Origin of the sequence: Providencia sp. PROV268 (assembly GCF_028477805.1) — a bacterium.
Taxonomy (GTDB): Bacteria; Pseudomonadota; Gammaproteobacteria; order Enterobacterales; family Enterobacteriaceae; genus Providencia; species Providencia stuartii.
Genome location: NZ_JAMPLW010000010.1, coordinates 240,002 through 255,723 on the forward strand (window position 1 = coordinate 240,002; position 15,722 = coordinate 255,723).

14 protein-coding genes are annotated in these 15,722 nt (G+C 43.1%); 3 read left to right on the forward strand and 11 right to left on the reverse strand.

Annotation, left to right across the window (positions count from 1 at the left end; translation table 11 throughout):
* Nucleotides 1-52 precede the first annotated feature (52 nt).
* The gene (locus PR699_RS09530) at nucleotides 53-556 is read left to right on the forward strand and encodes a GNAT family N-acetyltransferase (protein ID WP_169342152.1); all 504 of its coding nucleotides are present in this window, start codon (nucleotides 53-55) and stop codon (nucleotides 554-556) included.
* Between the two features lie 94 nt (nucleotides 557-650).
* Here PR699_RS09530 and deoD read toward each other — a convergent pair whose 3' ends face one another.
* The 10 genes from deoD to PR699_RS09580 form a co-directional block, all read right to left on the reverse strand.
* A complete protein-coding gene (gene deoD / locus PR699_RS09535; RefSeq protein WP_004926652.1) occupies nucleotides 651-1,367 on the reverse strand; it encodes a purine-nucleoside phosphorylase in 717 nt (238 codons plus the stop codon).
* Nucleotides 1,368-1,524: 157 nt separating this feature from the next.
* Entirely contained in the window at nucleotides 1,525-2,748 is a 1,224-nt protein-coding gene (gene deoB, locus PR699_RS09540) for a phosphopentomutase (protein WP_014656829.1), read from the reverse strand.
* 61 nt (nucleotides 2,749-2,809) lie between these two features.
* Nucleotides 2,810-4,132 carry a thymidine phosphorylase gene (gene deoA / locus PR699_RS09545; RefSeq protein ID WP_004926646.1) on the reverse strand — a complete coding sequence of 441 codons (1,323 nt, stop codon included), beginning with the start codon at nucleotides 4,130-4,132 and terminating at the stop codon, nucleotides 2,810-2,812.
* 53 nt (nucleotides 4,133-4,185) lie between these two features.
* A complete protein-coding gene (gene deoC / locus PR699_RS09550) occupies nucleotides 4,186-4,965 on the reverse strand; it encodes a deoxyribose-phosphate aldolase (protein WP_004926644.1) in 780 nt (259 codons plus the stop codon).
* Nucleotides 4,966-5,442: 477 nt separating this feature from the next.
* The gene (locus tag PR699_RS09555) at nucleotides 5,443-6,717 is read right to left on the reverse strand and encodes a NupC/NupG family nucleoside CNT transporter (RefSeq protein ID WP_169342151.1); all 1,275 of its coding nucleotides are present in this window, start codon (nucleotides 6,715-6,717) and stop codon (nucleotides 5,443-5,445) included.
* Nucleotides 6,718-7,021: 304 nt separating this feature from the next.
* Nucleotides 7,022-7,804, reverse strand: coding sequence for a metal-dependent hydrolase (locus PR699_RS09560; RefSeq protein ID WP_014656830.1), 783 nt, complete (start codon nucleotides 7,802-7,804; stop codon nucleotides 7,022-7,024).
* Nucleotides 7,797-8,951 carry a patatin family protein gene (locus PR699_RS09565; RefSeq protein ID WP_014656831.1) on the reverse strand — a complete coding sequence of 385 codons (1,155 nt, stop codon included), beginning with the start codon at nucleotides 8,949-8,951 and terminating at the stop codon, nucleotides 7,797-7,799. Before PR699_RS09565 ends, PR699_RS09560 begins: the two co-directional genes overlap by 8 nt.
* A 201-nt stretch (nucleotides 8,952-9,152) precedes the next feature.
* Nucleotides 9,153-9,563: a BON domain-containing protein gene (locus PR699_RS09570; RefSeq protein ID WP_004926633.1), complete on the reverse strand. Its 411-nt coding sequence runs from the start codon at nucleotides 9,561-9,563 to the stop codon at nucleotides 9,153-9,155.
* Between the two features lie 279 nt (nucleotides 9,564-9,842).
* Complete coding sequence (gene prfC, locus PR699_RS09575; RefSeq protein ID WP_004926630.1) at nucleotides 9,843-11,432, reverse strand: peptide chain release factor 3; 1,590 nt, start codon at nucleotides 11,430-11,432, stop codon at nucleotides 9,843-9,845.
* A 270-nt stretch (nucleotides 11,433-11,702) separates the two neighbouring features.
* Complete coding sequence (locus tag PR699_RS09580) at nucleotides 11,703-12,770, reverse strand: tartrate dehydrogenase (protein ID WP_004926627.1); 1,068 nt, start codon at nucleotides 12,768-12,770, stop codon at nucleotides 11,703-11,705.
* 108 nt (nucleotides 12,771-12,878) lie between these two features.
* Between PR699_RS09580 and PR699_RS09585 the strand changes: the two genes are divergently transcribed.
* Both PR699_RS09585 and PR699_RS09590 read left to right on the forward strand, forming a co-directional pair.
* Nucleotides 12,879-13,802: a LysR substrate-binding domain-containing protein gene (locus PR699_RS09585; RefSeq protein ID WP_004926625.1), complete on the forward strand. Its 924-nt coding sequence runs from the start codon at nucleotides 12,879-12,881 to the stop codon at nucleotides 13,800-13,802.
* Between the two features lie 21 nt (nucleotides 13,803-13,823).
* Nucleotides 13,824-14,723, forward strand: coding sequence for a helix-turn-helix transcriptional regulator (locus PR699_RS09590; protein WP_004926622.1), 900 nt, complete (start codon nucleotides 13,824-13,826; stop codon nucleotides 14,721-14,723).
* Between the two features lie 32 nt (nucleotides 14,724-14,755).
* On the opposite strand, the gene PR699_RS09595 is transcribed toward PR699_RS09590, so the two are convergent.
* Entirely contained in the window at nucleotides 14,756-15,709 is a 954-nt protein-coding gene (locus PR699_RS09595; RefSeq protein WP_004926619.1) for a PDR/VanB family oxidoreductase, read from the reverse strand.
* Nucleotides 15,710-15,722 lie beyond the last annotated feature (13 nt).

A 15,722-nucleotide genomic window follows, 5' to 3' on the forward strand; every position in this document is an offset into this window, starting at 1 on the left:
AGGCTTATATGATTAATGATCGTGTTTTCAAATAAAAAAGAGAAATAGCATGATGAACGACATCGTTATCCGTAGAGCAACCTTAGACGATATTCCCGCCGTCACTCAAATGCATATTGATTATTCGGCATACGCTAATACATTACAGCTACCCTACCCATCGACAGAAACTTGGGAGGCGCGTCTAGCTACCAATGATCCTCTCGTCACGCATTTTGTTGCTACTCTTGATAATACTGTCGTTGGGATCCTCACTCTTCATCAACCAAGTCAACAACGGCGTAAACATGCCGCGAGTTTTGGCATTACGGTCAGTCAAATGCACCAAGGAAAAGGTATTGGTTCGAAGCTTATGCAAGTGATGGTCGACTACTGTGATAACTGGTTAAACATCCGCCGTATTGAATTAGAAGTGTATGCCACTAATGACAATGGCTTGGGGCTCTATAAAAAGTTTGGTTTTGAACAAGAAGGTGTGATGCGTGATTACGCTTTCCGCGATGGCCAATATGTCGATGCGATTATGATGAGTAGGATTAATAAAAATCGAGGGTAATCAAACCCACTTGGGTGCCATGAGCTTCATTTTTCCCCAAATAAAAATGCCACGTGATGTACGTGGCATTACTCAATTAAAAATCATTTAATGATTATTTATCGCCTAATAGCACTGAATCCAATGCGATTTCAATCATTTCGTTGAACGTTGTTTGGCGCTCCGCTGAGGTTGTTTGCTCACCTGTTTTAATATGGTCAGAAACAGTACAAATGGTCAGCGCACGAGCACCGAACTCCGCAGCCACACCATAAATACCCGCAGCTTCCATCTCAACACCCAGAATGCCGTATTTTTCCATGACTTTGAACATGTCTGGATCAGGAGAATAGAACAGGTCAGCAGAGAATAAGTTACCGACACGAACATTAACATTTTTTGCCTTCGCAGCTTCTACCGCATTATGAACAAGTTCATAGTCAGCAATTGCCGCGAAATCGTGATCTTTAAAACGTTGACGGTTTACTTTCGAATCAGTACATGCCCCCATGCCGATCACAACATCGCGCAGTTTCACATCATCCATTACCGCACCGCATGAACCCACACGAATAATCACTTTTACACCAAAATCAGTGATCAACTCTTTTGCATAGATAGAGCAAGAAGGGATACCCATACCGTGACCCATCACGGAGATCTTACGACCTTTATAAGTACCAGTGAAACCTAGCATACCGCGAACATTATTCACCTGACGCACGTCTTCGAGGAAAGTTTCAGCGATATATTTTGCACGCAGCGGGTCACCTGGCATCAATACGACGTCAGCAAAATCACCCATTTCTGCATTAATATGAGGAGTTGCCATTATTATTATTCCTTATAAATCATTAAATTAAAGGGTTTAACATCATTACCTGATAATAGTAGCGACTGATAATACTCGCTGTCTACGGCAAATGACCCAATACTATCAACAATAAATAAGGCAGTTTCCTGCCTTATTTAATTTTTATGTTAACCAATTACAGCATTGGCTTGCCGTATTCCATCGGTGATAGATCGAAATATTTAGCGACTGTCTGACCGATATCCGCGAATGTTTCGCGATGACCTAAAAAGCCTGGTTTGACTTTCGGACCATAAATCAGAACAGGAATGTGCTCACGGGTATGGTCAGTACCATGCCAAGTTGGGTCACAACCATGGTCTGCGGTTAAGATCAAAATATCATCTTCTTTGACCAGTTCCATCAGTTCTGGTAAACGGCGGTCAAAGAGTTCTAACGCTGCTGCATAGCCCGGTACGTCACGGCGGTGACCATAAGCGGAGTCGAAATCAACAAAGTTAGTAAATACAATAGTCTTATCACCAGCCAGTTTCATTTCTTTCACAGTTGCGTCGAACAGCGCATCAATCCCTGTTGCTTTGACTTTCTTAGTGATACCTACATGTGCGTAGATATCCGCAATTTTACCGATAGAAACCACTTCACCTTGTTTTTCTTCAACTAATTTTTGCAGCATCGTTGGTGATGGTGGCTCAACGGCTAAGTCATGACGGTTACCGGTACGCTCAAAGCTACCAGCTTTATCGCCAATAAATGGACGTGCGATAACACGACCAATGTTATAGCCGCCGTTTGTCAACTCTTCACGAGCGATTTCACATAGCTCATACAGTTTGTCTAAGCCATAAGTCTCTTCATGGCAGGCGATTTGGAATACGGAGTCAGCAGAGGTGTAGAAAATCGGTTTACCCGTTTTCATGTGTTCTTCACCCAGTTTATCCAAGATAACCGTACCTGAAGAGTGGCAGTTACCTAAGTAACCCGGCAAATTAGCACGTTTAACAATGATATCTAACAGCTCTTGTGGGAAGCTATTTTCTTCATCCGCGAAATACCCCCAATCAAAGAGCACAGGCACACCCGCAATTTCCCAGTGGCCTGATGGTGTATCTTTACCAGACGAGATTTCGCTCGCGTAAGCATAAGCACCGATAATTTCTGAATTGGGATCAAGGCCAGCAGGGAATTTACCGCAAGATGCTTCAGCCGCTTTACCTAAACCCAATTTGGTTAAGTTAGGTAAATGCAGTGGACCTTGACGACCTTTGTCTGCATCACCACGTGCACAGGCCTCTGCAATATGACCTAATGTGTTTGAACCTTCATCATTAAATTTGTGCGCATCACCGGCTGCACCAATCCCAAAAGAATCCAACACCATAATAAATGTACGTTTCATAACTTCTCTCCTGCGTCATCTTTCCTAATTAGGAAGTGCCACTGATAAAACTGTTTGTCAATTATTCACTAATTTGGCGATAAACCATTGGCGTTGTTTCTGGTTTTTGATCACCAATAACCATGGCTGCACGCACCTCTTTTGCCGCTTCTTCCCACGATTTCTCGCTATTAGCATGAATAATTGCTAGTGGAGTTTGATTATCAACCGAAGTACCTAACGCGGCGATATCGCTCAAACCAACACTATAATCAATCGGATCCGTTGCCTTACGACGACCACCACCTAATGTCACAACAGACATGCCGAGCGCACGTGTATCCATCGCGGTAATTATACCCGCTTTCTCTGCATACACCGCTTTGCTCAGTACAGCAGTAGGCAAATATTTGTTGTAGTTTTCAACAAAGTCACTTGGGCCTTTTTGAGCCGCAACCATACGACCAAAGACTTCCGCTGCCTTACCGTTATCTAAGACTGCTTGTAATTTTTGGCGAGCTTCTTCTCTATTTGCCGCCAATGAACCAGACACCAGCATTTCAACACACAGCGCCATCGTCACTTCATACAAACGAGGGTTACGGTATTCGCCCGTTAAGAACTGAACGGCTTCGCGTACTTCAACCGCATTACCGGCACTAGAAGCGAGTACTTCATTCATGTCGGTTAACAGTGCGGTTGTTTTACACCCCGCACCATTAGCGACTTTAACAATGGACTCAGCCAGTTGCTCTGATTTTTCGTAGGTTGGCATAAATGCACCTGAACCCACCTTAACATCCATGACTAGAGCATCAAGGCCCTCTGCCAATTTTTTACCTAAAATAGAGGCAGTAATCAGTGGAATAGAGTCAACCGTTGCAGTGATATCACGTGTTGCGTAAAAGCGTTTATCCGCAGGTGCGAGTGAACTCGTCTGCCCAATAATTGCAACACCAACGTCACGAATAATGTCACGAAAACGCTCATCATTAGGGAAAATATCGAAATTAGGGATCGCTTCAAGCTTATCCAGTGTGCCACCGGTATGGCCTAAACCACGCCCCGAAATCATCGGAACATAGCCGCCACATGCCGCTACCATTGGACCTAACATCAATGAGGTGACATCACCAACGCCACCCGTAGAGTGTTTATCGACGAGTGGGCCATTTAAGTTTAATGATTTCCAATTTAAAACGGTGCCTGAATCACGCATTGCTAACGTCAGGGCAACACGCTCAGCCATGGTCATATCATTAAAATAGATGGTCATTGCCAAAGCGGCTATTTGACCTTCAGAAACTGAATTATCGCGTACACCATTAATGAAGAAACGAATTTCTTCTTCGCTCAGTGGTTTGCCATCACGTTTTTTACGGATAATTTCTTGTGCCAGAAACACGGTATGCTCCTTAATTCAAACAGAATCTAGGTAATCGCTTAAGCGCGGTCTAATTAATAACTACTGCTTGATTTTTTAGTTTCAAAACCAAGCGTATTCAGCAAATTAGCTAACAGGCTTGATGCACCAAAACGGAAATGGCGAGCATCAACCCAATCTTTACCTAAAATTCTATCTGCTAATGCTAAGTATTGAGCAGCTTCTTCAGCGGTACGCACACCACCAGCCGGTTTAAAACCCACTGTTTTTGCTACGCCCATATCATGGATCACTTGCATCATGATCTCAGCACTTTCAAGGGTGGCGTTAACAGGTACTTTACCTGTTGATGTTTTAATGAAATCTGCTCCTGCTTTAATTGAAATTTCAGAAGCCTTACGGATCAGAGCCGGATCTTTTAGCTCCCCCGTTTCAATAATGACTTTCAAAAGTACATTTGCAGCAGCGCAAGCTTCTTTACAGGCTTTCACTAAATCAAAACCAATTTTTTCGTTCCCAGCCATTAATGCACGATACGGGAAAACCACGTCAACCTCATCTGCACCATAAGCGATAGCCGCACGCGTTTCAGCCAGTGCAATATCAATATCGTCATTACCGTGAGGGAAGTTAGTCACTGTTGCAATACGCACTTCTGGCGTACCTTGCTCACGTAGTGCTTTACGGGCAACAGGGATGAAACGAGGGTAGATACAGATGGCAGCCGTTTGCCCCGCAGGACTTTTCGCTTGATGACACAGTGCAATCACTTTCTCATCAGTATCGTCATCATTCAGGGTGGTTAAATCCATTAGATTTAGTGCGCGTTGCGCAGCTACAGTTAAATCAGTCATAAAAACTCTCCAACTTTGTGAATTCTGTCAGAACAACACGTTCTTTGTTGGCGAGCGGGCTTGGTTCCTTAAAGATGCTACTCGAAAACCCGAATGTAGCAGCTGAATTCCTTCTCACCGCACAATGCCCTAGAGTGTATGCACTCTGAGAACTAGCAGTCCATAGCAGCTAATTTATACCTATTTGACCATGGAACTCGGCTATTTTATGTGCCACAAATCACATTAATTGCCTGAAAGTTACATTGTTAAATACATATTTGTGAACAATGTCTCAATTATACGCTAATTAGTCTCAATTTTATTCTCTCAAATGGCTTTTTATGACTTTTTTTGTCACTTCACGCCATAAATACACTTGATTAAGCGTAGTTCAAAAATAGAAGGATGAAATAAAAAGTAAGAAAGAATATAGCTGAAAATAATGAAATAATAATGAAAGAGAAAGGGCATTTGCCCTTTCTCAAAGATTTGAGGTTATATAATTGCGAGTGTTAGGAAGAAACCAGCAATTGTTGCACTCATTAAGTTAGAGAGTGTACCCGCGAGAACCGCTTTCATACCTAAGCGTGCCACATCACCACGACGGTTTGGCGCCATGCCCCCAAGCCCCCCAAGTAAGATAGCCACAGAAGATAGGTTAGCGAACCCACACAGTGCAAATGAAATAATGGCTTTAGTGTGATCAGACAGAACTTGCTTACCGGCTGCAAGTACATCCGCATCGGCTTTCATGTATTCACCAAAGTTCATAAAGGCCACGAATTCGTTGACAACAATTTTCTGTCCAATAAATGAACCTGCAATTGTTGCTTCACTCCATGGCACACCGATCAAATAAGCAATCGGAGCAAACAACCAACCTAGAATTAATTCAAGAGACAGTTCAGGGTAATCGAACCAGCCACCAATACCACCTAAGATACCGTTAATTAGGGCGATTAAAGCGATAAATGCCAGTAACATCGCACCTACGTTCAAGGCCAATTGCATACCGGAAGCAGCACCTGAAGCGGCTGCATCGATAATATTTGCAGGGCGTTCATCTTCAGCAATCAGCTCTGTCGCATTGACATTATCATACGCTTTTTCCGTTTCTGGCACTAAGAGTTTAGCAAACAGTAACCCACCTGGCGCCGCCATGAATGATGCTGCAATCAAGTATTCCATTGGAACACCCATTTGAGCATAGCCTGCCAGTACAGACCCAGCAACAGAGGCCAAACCACCACACATTACCGCGAATAACTCAGAGTTGGTCATGGTAGAGATATAAGGACGTACAACTAATGGTGCTTCCGTTTGCCCAACAAAGATATTCGCTGTTGCAGATAGAGACTCCGTCCTTGATGTGCCAAGTACTTTTTGCAGGCCACCACCAAGAATCTTGATAACCAGCTGCATAATGCCAAGGTAGTAAAGAACGGCAATTAAAGAGGAGAAGAAGACAATAATTGGCAGTACACGTAGTGCGAAAATAAACCCGCCGCCGCCGAATAGTTCAAACATTTTGTCAGAAACAAGGCCGCCAAAAATAAAGTTCATCCCATCTTGGCCATAACTGATGACTTTAGAAACGCCATCAGACATCCCTTGTAATACGCTACGACCTGCTGGTACATAAAGCACGAATGCACCGATAACGATTTGGATAAGGAAAGCCCCGCCAACGGTACGGAGTTTAATCGCTCGACGATTGCTGGAAAATAGTACGGCAATACCAATCAGTACTGCCATCCCAACCAGACTCATAATGAGTTGCATGGAAGTATCCCTGTTCACTTAATGCTAGATTGATGTAGAAAGAGAACCCATAAGTTCCCTTGACTCTTTGTGCGATGATTATACCTAGTCCCTTCCAAGAACCCGCAACCTACGTCACAAATACGCAGTGTAAAAAGTAACAAAAATTCAGTTCTTGTGACCAAAGTCACATTTAATTATCAGTTTAGTCTGGAAAGCATCGTAGAACACAAAAAATAGGTGAAAAATCGAACGAGATATGCCGATGGAGGAATATAAACCAACTGTTCACTTAAGTGAATTTTGATGGCCTTTATTTGAGCAGATTAAATAATGATAGGCTATTTATGTAAAGTTGCTGCGCAATTTCATCTGGACTTTCGTGGCGTAGTTCACATAACGACTGAAAAATCCATTGAATGCGCTCAGGGCGATTGGGTTCGCCTTGAAAACCAGAGACAGGCATATCTGGTGCATCCGTTTCAAACACCAGTGAAGTAAGAGGTAACTGAGCTATCGCTTGGCGAGTTTTATTAGCTCGTTCGTAGGTGATGGTGCCCCCTACTCCAATCGAATAACCCAATTTAATAAAGGCTTGAGCCTGAGATAAGCTCCCCGCAAACCCGTGAATAACCCCACATGCAGGAACAGGATAACGGCGCAATATTGCCGCTAATTGGTCATGGCTTTTTCGCGAATGTAAAATAACAGGTCGATCATATTGCTTCGCCAATTTTAGCTGTGCAATCAAGACACGTTGTTGTAAATCAAACAAGGGCTCTTGCATATAGAGATCAAGACCGATTTCCCCTACTGCAACACATTTTGGGCTATGTTGATGGAGATATTCAACCAATGTTTCCAAGTGGTGTTCTTGAAAAACATTTAAATACAAAGGGTGCAAGCCGATAGCGGCATGCAGTTGTTGATGATCATGTGCTAACCCCCAAACACGCTCAAAATTATCGGCACTGACAGCAGGAATAATAATATCAGTGACCCCTGCCGCTTGAGCAGCCTCTAGGCTTTTATTGATATCACCAATAAAAGGTGGGAAATCAAAATGGCAATGTGTATCAATAAATCGGTTAGTCATTTTTCTCGTTGATCTGTTGCGCCGGCTCCTCATTGGCTGCCACAATTGCGCCCGTCATAATGGCTTGTGCTGTATCGGTCGCTTTTTTCGCTTTACGTTGAGCGACTAATTCACCATCATGCTGCGCATCAGATATCGCCTCTTCATAATCTTGGAGGATCTGCATCTCTTCATGGGCTGCACTTTCAAAACTAAAGCGATTGACGGCATCATTATTCATTGTAAAGCAGTGACCCAATGCGGCAATAAAATAGCGCCCACAACGACGACCGACATGATAATCCTGATTAAGTGCTGATAAGCGGCTTCCTAATGCACTACTTTTTAACGGTGTCGGTGGATAAATTTCAAAAATCTGTAAATCACCCGGTGGATTTTCAATAAACTCTTGAGTACGACGATAACTTTTCAGATGAACTTTTAGCATGGTTGCCATTCGTTGTAGACCATACTTTTCACCTTCTAGCCAGCGAGTCATTCTCTTGACCCATTCAGGGGTAAAGTACATTTGTGAAGGCACCGTACGGATGACGACAATCGTGTCAGCGCCCTGACGATATGCCTCTTCAACTGGTATCGCCGCACTGATCCCACCATCGTGATACAAAGTCCCTTCAAACTCAACCCCCATGCGATAAAAACCGGGGATCGCACTGGATGCCCGAATGATATCGAGCCATGTATCCGCATTAGGCTTTAAAAATTCGGCTTCAAAATCATCGCTACGGCTTGCCCCCATATAAAACTCACGCCCCGCCTCCATTAACTCAATGCCAGAGGAGATATGCAGAGGAAACTCTTTCGAGGTGCTTTCCACTAACCAATCTAAATCGATTAAATGCCCCCCTCGAATAAAACGCAGTGGGTTGAAAAAGAGTGGGCTTGTCGTATAACGCGTGATCACTCGCCTAGCATAGCCATATTGACCACAGATATAAGCAGAGAGATTTTGTGCTCCCGCCGATGTGCCAATCATGATATCAAAGGGGTTAAAGCCTGTTTTTAAAAACTCATCCAAAACACCGGCCGTAAAAATACCGCGTTGCCCTCCACCTTCACAGATAAGCGCTGTTTTTCCTTTATTTAGCTCATCATAAAAAGCCAAAGGCTCAATACTGCCAAGTGTTACTGATACATGTTTTCCCATCTTCGTCCCCTGACAACCTTCTACACATAGCGATAGGATGCCTATGTATAAACACAGCCCCATAAAGTAAATTGTCACGAATCAACAATGTAAAAACTGAACCTCTCAGTGAGGTTCAGTTTTTAACTTTGAGCAAATTATTTTAGTCGCTCAACTCACCCAATATGTGCTGACTTGAGCTATTGTGCTGGCCGTTATCGATTAATTCGCCACAACTAAACCATTTTGTACTGATTTTACACCTTCAACCATCGAGACAACCTGAACAATTTTATCGACTTGGTTATTCGATTTCACAAACCCAGAGAGGTAAACAACGCCGTTAACTGTCTTCACCGAAATCGAATTACTGTCGATACCACTGGTTGTTAGCAGCTTACTTTTGACCTTAGCAGTGATGGAGGAATCATCCATATAGTTATCGACACTTTTCGCGCCACTGGATATCGCTTCGCTGGTATCTTTCCCTGCAATATCTGCTGTTTTAACTGCGCTATCCCAAGTTTCAGCAGCTTGCTCTTTCAATGGGGAGTTTGCCGATGAGCTACACGCAAATAAGGTCCCACTTAACCCAATAACAATTAAAGAACGTAAAAGTGCTGAATGTTTCATCGGTACCTTCCTTATCAACTACTGTTTTAAGTATTGAAATACCCACTGTATCGCCATAATCGACGTCATACGCCATATGCCTAAGCGCTGTCGCTATTTCAATTGATAACTATAGACTATGGGAAAAGCCCCTTGAAATAAAGTATTCAAACGCAAAAGACAGAGTAATCTGCAATATTTAGATAAAAAAACAGGAGAGTATTCGAAAATGGATGGTTAATTTGGGAAAACCCACTACAAAAAAGGCCTTTCTGTAGTGGGCTTAGCCTGAAAATAAAATTAGTGTTCGCGGGTTTTACGGAATTTGACTTCCGGATAACGCTCACTGGTCAAGTTTAGGTTAACCATGGTTGGAGCGATATAAGAAAGATTATCGCCGCCATCAAGTGCTAGGTTCTGCTCGTTCTTACGCTTAAATTCTTCGAATTTCTTCGCGTCATCACACTCAACCCAACGTGCCGTTGATACGTTAACCGCTTCATAAATGGCTTCAACGTTATATTCACTCTTCAAACGAGATACAACGACATCAAACTGCAACACCCCCACAGCACCAACAATCAAATCATTATTGGTCAGTGGACGGAAAACCTGTACAGCCCCTTCTTCTGACAACTGAACCAACCCTTTAAGCAATTGTTTTTGCTTTAATGGGTCGCGCAAACGAATACGACGGAACAGCTCAGGTGCAAAGTTAGGGATCCCCGTAAATTTCAGATCTTCCCCTTGTGTGAAGGTATCACCAATTTGGATCGTACCGTGGTTATGTAAACCAATAATGTCACCCGCATACGCATTTTCGACATGAGAGCGATCACCTGCCATAAAGGTCAGCGCATCAGAGATGACGACATCTTTTTTCGTACGCACCTGACGCAGCTTCATACCTTTTTCATAAGTTCCTGAAACAATACGCATGAAAGCAACACGGTCACGGTGTTTTGGATCCATATTCGCCTGAATTTTGAAGACGAAACCGGTAAATTTCTCTTCTGTAGCTTCAACTTCACGCACATCGGTTTGACGTGGCTGAGGCGATGGCGCCCACTGGACTAAACCATCTAACATATGATCCACACCAAAGTTACCAAGTGCAGTACCAAAGAAAACCGGAGTCAATTCGCCTTCAAGGAAAGCATCATGATCGAACTCATGAGAGGCCCCTTTTACCAACTCCAACTCATCACGTAGCTGAGCCGCTAATTCGTCACCGACTTCTTTATCTAAATCAGGGTTATCTAACCCTTTAATAATACGGACTTCTTGGATTGTATGACCTTGGCCTGTTTGATAAAGGATCGTTTCATCACGTAATAAGTGATAAACCCCTTTGAACAACTTACCGCAACCAATGGGCCACGTAATTGGGCAACATGCGATATTCAGCTCATTTTCAACTTCGTCCATTAACTCCATTGGGTCACGAATATCACGGTCAAGTTTATTCATAAAAGTCAAAATCGGCGTATCACGCAAGCGAGTGACTTCCATCAATTTGCGAGTTCTATCCTCAACCCCTTTACCGGAGTCGATGACCATCAAGCAGCAGTCAACCGCCGTTAAAGTACGATAAGTATCTTCAGAGAAGTCTTCGTGCCCCGGAGTATCCAACAAATTAACTAAACAATCATGATAAGGGAATTGCATCACCGATGTGGTAATTGAGATACCACGTTGCTTTTCCATCTCCATCCAGTCTGATTTTGCGTGTTGATTTGAACCGCGGCCTTTTACCGTTCCCGCACGCTGAATCGCTTGCCCAAATAGCAATACTTTTTCAGTAATGGTGGTTTTACCTGCGTCAGGGTGAGAGATGATCGCAAACGTCCTGCGCGCGTTGACTTCATGTAGAAAATTCTGATCTGCCATTTAACCGTTCTTTTTTGTTTGAATACAGATTTGTACATGCATTAGGAGAGGCAATAGGTGGCTCTTAGCTCAGCAAATCCGTCTTGTTAATCGAAATTGGCGGCTATTTTCTCAGATCTTAGGGTCATAAACAATCAAAGGTCACTTAATTGATAGCGATTGTTACCGAGAAAGAGACTCTTTTTGTTACTGCCATTAAACTAATTAAAACAGAACAGACGACATGCCAAAGCCACTAAGGAGCCTCAATAGGCTCCCCAAAAAGAGTGACTATTTGGCTAAAATCAGATCAGCAATGGCTTGCCCAAGTTGCTGTGTACTTGCATTTCCGCCCATATCGCGAGTCAAGTGATGGCGCTCTTTGATCACCGTTTCAACCGCATCCATAATGGTATCATGCATTGCTGGGCAGCCGAGATGCTGCATCATCATTGCGGCCGCCCAAATAGTGCCGATTGGGTTAGCAATATTTTGCCCCGCAATATCAGGCGCTGAACCATGTACTGGCTCAAACATAGATGGGAACTGTTTTTCAGGATTAATATTCGCAGAAGGTGCAATGGCAATGGTTCCGGTACAGGCAGGGCCTAAATCCGACAAAATATCACCAAACAAATTGGAGCCTACAATCACATCATAAAATTCAGGCATTCTGACCAAGTTGGCGGCGAAAATATCAATATGGAATTGATCCACTTTCACATCAGGGTAGTGTTTCGCCATTGCCGCAAAACGGCTATCCCAATAAGGCATTGAGTGAAAAAGGCCATTTGATTTCGTTGCCGAACTTAAATGTTTTTTCTCCCGTGATTGTGCCAATTCGAACGCATATTTTAATATCCGATCCGTACCTTTACGGGTAAAAATACTTTGCTGAGACACCACTTCATCTTCAGTACCTTCATACTGAATGCCGCCAATAGCCGAATACTCCCCTTCTACGTTTTCACGTACCACATAGAAATCAATATCACCGGGTTTTTTATCGGCTAAAGGGGATTTGATCCCTTCAAATAGGCGTACCGGACGCAAATTAACATATTGGTTGAAAGCACGGCGGATGGGTAACAACAGCCCCCAAAGTGAAATATGGTCAGGCACACCAGGGAACCCGACTGCGCCAAGGAAAATGGCATCAAATTTTTTTAACTGTTCTAAACCATCTTCAGGCATCATGCGTCCTGTACGATGGTAAGTTTCACAGGACCAATCAAAATGGGTAAAGTTAAGCTTTACCTGATGTTGACTTGCTGCGGCCTCTAAGACTTTTAATCCCTCAGGTATAACTTCTGTTCCAATACCATCACCTGGAATGACTGCGATATTAAATTGTGACATGTCACGGCACTCCCACAACAATAAATTTTATGAGTAAGTAAGATCTCCAGTTTATGGGTTGCTGTGATAAAGTATAGCGTCGAAGTGTAATCTTTGGGTTTACAAACTATGAACAAGCTACCCGCATTGGAAGACATTAGAGTATTTGTCACTGTTGCTCGCTTAATGAGTTTTTCACGAGCCGCGGAGCAACTGCTTGTTTCACCCGCCTATGTCTCCAAACGCATAAAATTACTTGAAGAAAATCTCGGGCAGACGCTATTTCTGCGAGCATCCCGCTCAATTAATTTAACTCATGAAGGACGCATTGTTCTGAGCAGTGGTGAGCGGCTATTACACGAACTCGACAATATGCACAATGCGTTAAACGCCTGTCGAGAGGAGATCCGTGGTGAGTTAAGGGTCAGTTGCAGCACAGGCTTTGGTAGCGCCTATCTCAACCCCTTTATCCTAGCATTACGTGCTAACTATCCACTCTTAGGGATCGACCTTACTTTAACCGATCGTTCCATTGATATTATCAGCGAAAACATTGATCTCGATATTTATATTGGTGGCACAATCCCCGATCATTACATTGCGAAGCAAATCGCCAAAAATAAACGCATTCTCTGCGCTTCCCCTGCTTATTTAGAGCAGCATGGCAGCCCTAATCATCCTCAAGAGCTAGAAAAACAACATTTTTGCATTACGATTAAAGAGCGCAACCAAGCACCTGCACAATGGAAACTACAACATCAAACAGAAAGTATGACGGTGGCACCAAATAGTAAGCTCATGGTGAACAATGGTGATGTCGCTAAACAGTGGTGTATCGGCGGTGAAGGTATTTTGTTGCGTTCATTATGGAGTGTACTACCGGAGTTAGAGAGCGGAAAATTAATTCGCGTACTTCCACAATGGAGCCAACCTGCTGATGTGTATGCCGTTTATTCACGCACCGCCCGCAATAATGCAAACTTGCGCGTTTTTATTGAAAATTTAACAGAATACTTATCAAAACATTTACCGCATCAATTTCAGGATGAATAAACAAAAGGTGGACATGAGCCGATGAAAGACACGCAAACATTTGGACAACGTTTGCTGGCCTTATTGAAACAACAAAAAATGAGCCAGTTAAAAGCCGCTGAAGCACTTGGTGTTTCTCGGACTGCCGTCAACAAGTGGACAAAAGGCGGTATGATTGATGAAAACAACCTTGAGAAATTAGCACAATTACTGAATGTTGATAAAATATGGCTCAAATATGGTGAATACACCAATCACGCCTCTACCGCTTCACACCCAGCCATTGTTCGTAATATCAATGAAGTGCATCTTCAAGAGTCCACTGAGATCGTTACTTGGGAATGGGATTTACTCACGGGCGAACTGAACTATTCGGATAATGTTGAAGATGTTTACGGCATCAAAATCACCACTAATGATGATTTTTGGGCTTTAATGAACCAAGAATCGAAAGATAAATTAGTGAATGGTTACTCAAAGATCATTCGTGAAGGTGGCGCCCATGAAATGGATTTTAAAATTGCGTGGGATGATGGCTACCGATGGATCACCTCACGAGCAACCGGTGTTAAAGGCCCAAATGGTAAAGTGACTAAATTGGTGGGGATCAGCCTAGATAACACCGAACGTAAAAATACAGAACTACGGCTACGTAAAATTAAGTGCTACTTTGATGTCTTACTCGCTCACTTTAACCATTTAGTTGTGTTTACCGATAAAGCGGGGGAAATACTTGCCAGTAATCTCGAAAGCCAAACTGCGGATATCGATTATTTGGAATTACAGCGCTTACTCTATCAACTCGCTATCAATCATAAACCGTGGTTAGAAGGGGTGTATAGTAAAGGTCACGGTCACATTCACTTTCAAGACCGTGAAATTAGTGCCTCTTATCATCTCAATGATGAGCAGCAGCCATTCCTCATGTTTCAGCTTAAATAACACAAAAGCCCCATTATCGGGGCTAGCATACATTACAAATCTAACACTAACCGTTTAGTCTTAGCACGCGAAACACACAACATCATGGTCTTCTGCTCCGCACGCTCATCATCATCAAGGTAGTGATCGCGATGATCTGCCTCGCCTTCTAAAATTGCCGTTTCACAAGTGCCACACACGCCATTGCGGCACAAACATTCAACCTGAATACGTTTATCTGCTTCGATCGCCTGCAAAATGGAGACATCTTCGCTGATATTTAAGCTAAACCCTGAACGTTGGAAATAAACCTCAAAAGCCTCGCCTTCATTTGCTACTTCACCAAAGTTTTCAAAATGAACTTGAGATTCACCTAAATGTGCATTGCCATGTTCGATAACCGCATTAATTAATGATTCAGGGCCACACACATAAACATGGCTATTTTTGGGTTGCGCTTTAACCAACTGCTCGACAGATAGGCGCTGCGCTTTCGCATTATCATAAAGATATAATCGCTCCCCCAATCGCTCTTGAAGCTGTTCAACAAAAGCAGCCGTATTTTGATCGCGAAAACAGTAATGAAGCTCGAATTCCATACCCGTTTGCTCTAATTCATAAAGGTATGAGAGGAACGGGGTAATACCAATCCCTCCCGCAATCAAAATATGCTTACAAGAACTGTCATGTTTCAATGAAAAATAGTTTTGAGCAGGCGATAAATAAACTAAATCCCCTTCCGCTAACTGTTCATGCATATAAGCAGAGCCGCCTTTCGAGTTCTCATCGCGTAGCACAGAAATACGGTAACAATGGCAATCTTTAGGATCGCTAATTAACGAATAAGCCCGCTGTAATCCCAGCTCTTCGTTCATGTGTACCGTAATATGGCTCCCCGCACTAAACGGTTCAAGCAAGGTCTCTTTTGCAACGAACTCGAACATTTTAATGGTTGGGCTAAGTTGCTCTATGCGGCTAACATTTACGGCTATTTTTTGTTGGCTCATCACAATTCCCTCT

Excerpts from the sequence above, each read along its gene's own strand:
- PR699_RS09530 (WP_169342152.1), top strand. The coding sequence starts at position 53 with ATGAACGACATCGTTATCCGTAGAGCAACCTTAGACGATATTCCCGCC.
- deoD (WP_004926652.1), bottom strand. The coding sequence starts at position 1,367 with ATGGCAACTCCTCATATTAATGCAGAAATGGGTGATTTTGCTGACGTC.
- deoB (WP_014656829.1), bottom strand. The coding sequence starts at position 2,748 with ATGAAACGTACATTTATTATGGTGTTGGATTCTTTTGGGATTGGTGCA.
- deoC (WP_004926644.1), bottom strand. The coding sequence starts at position 4,965 with ATGACTGATTTAACTGTAGCTGCGCAACGCGCACTAAATCTAATGGAT.
- PR699_RS09555 (WP_169342151.1), bottom strand. The coding sequence starts at position 6,717 with ATGAGTCTGGTTGGGATGGCAGTACTGATTGGTATTGCCGTACTATTT.
- PR699_RS09560 (WP_014656830.1), bottom strand. The coding sequence starts at position 7,804 with ATGACTAACCGATTTATTGATACACATTGCCATTTTGATTTCCCACCT.
- PR699_RS09565 (WP_014656831.1), bottom strand. The coding sequence starts at position 8,951 with ATGGGAAAACATGTATCAGTAACACTTGGCAGTATTGAGCCTTTGGCT.
- PR699_RS09570 (WP_004926633.1), bottom strand. The coding sequence starts at position 9,563 with ATGAAACATTCAGCACTTTTACGTTCTTTAATTGTTATTGGGTTAAGT.
- prfC (WP_004926630.1), bottom strand. The coding sequence starts at position 11,432 with ATGGCAGATCAGAATTTTCTACATGAAGTCAACGCGCGCAGGACGTTT.
- PR699_RS09580 (WP_004926627.1), bottom strand. The coding sequence starts at position 12,770 with ATGTCACAATTTAATATCGCAGTCATTCCAGGTGATGGTATTGGAACA.
- PR699_RS09585 (WP_004926625.1), top strand. The coding sequence starts at position 12,879 with ATGAACAAGCTACCCGCATTGGAAGACATTAGAGTATTTGTCACTGTT.
- PR699_RS09590 (WP_004926622.1), top strand. The coding sequence starts at position 13,824 with ATGAAAGACACGCAAACATTTGGACAACGTTTGCTGGCCTTATTGAAA.
- PR699_RS09595 (WP_004926619.1), bottom strand. The coding sequence starts at position 15,709 with ATGAGCCAACAAAAAATAGCCGTAAATGTTAGCCGCATAGAGCAACTT.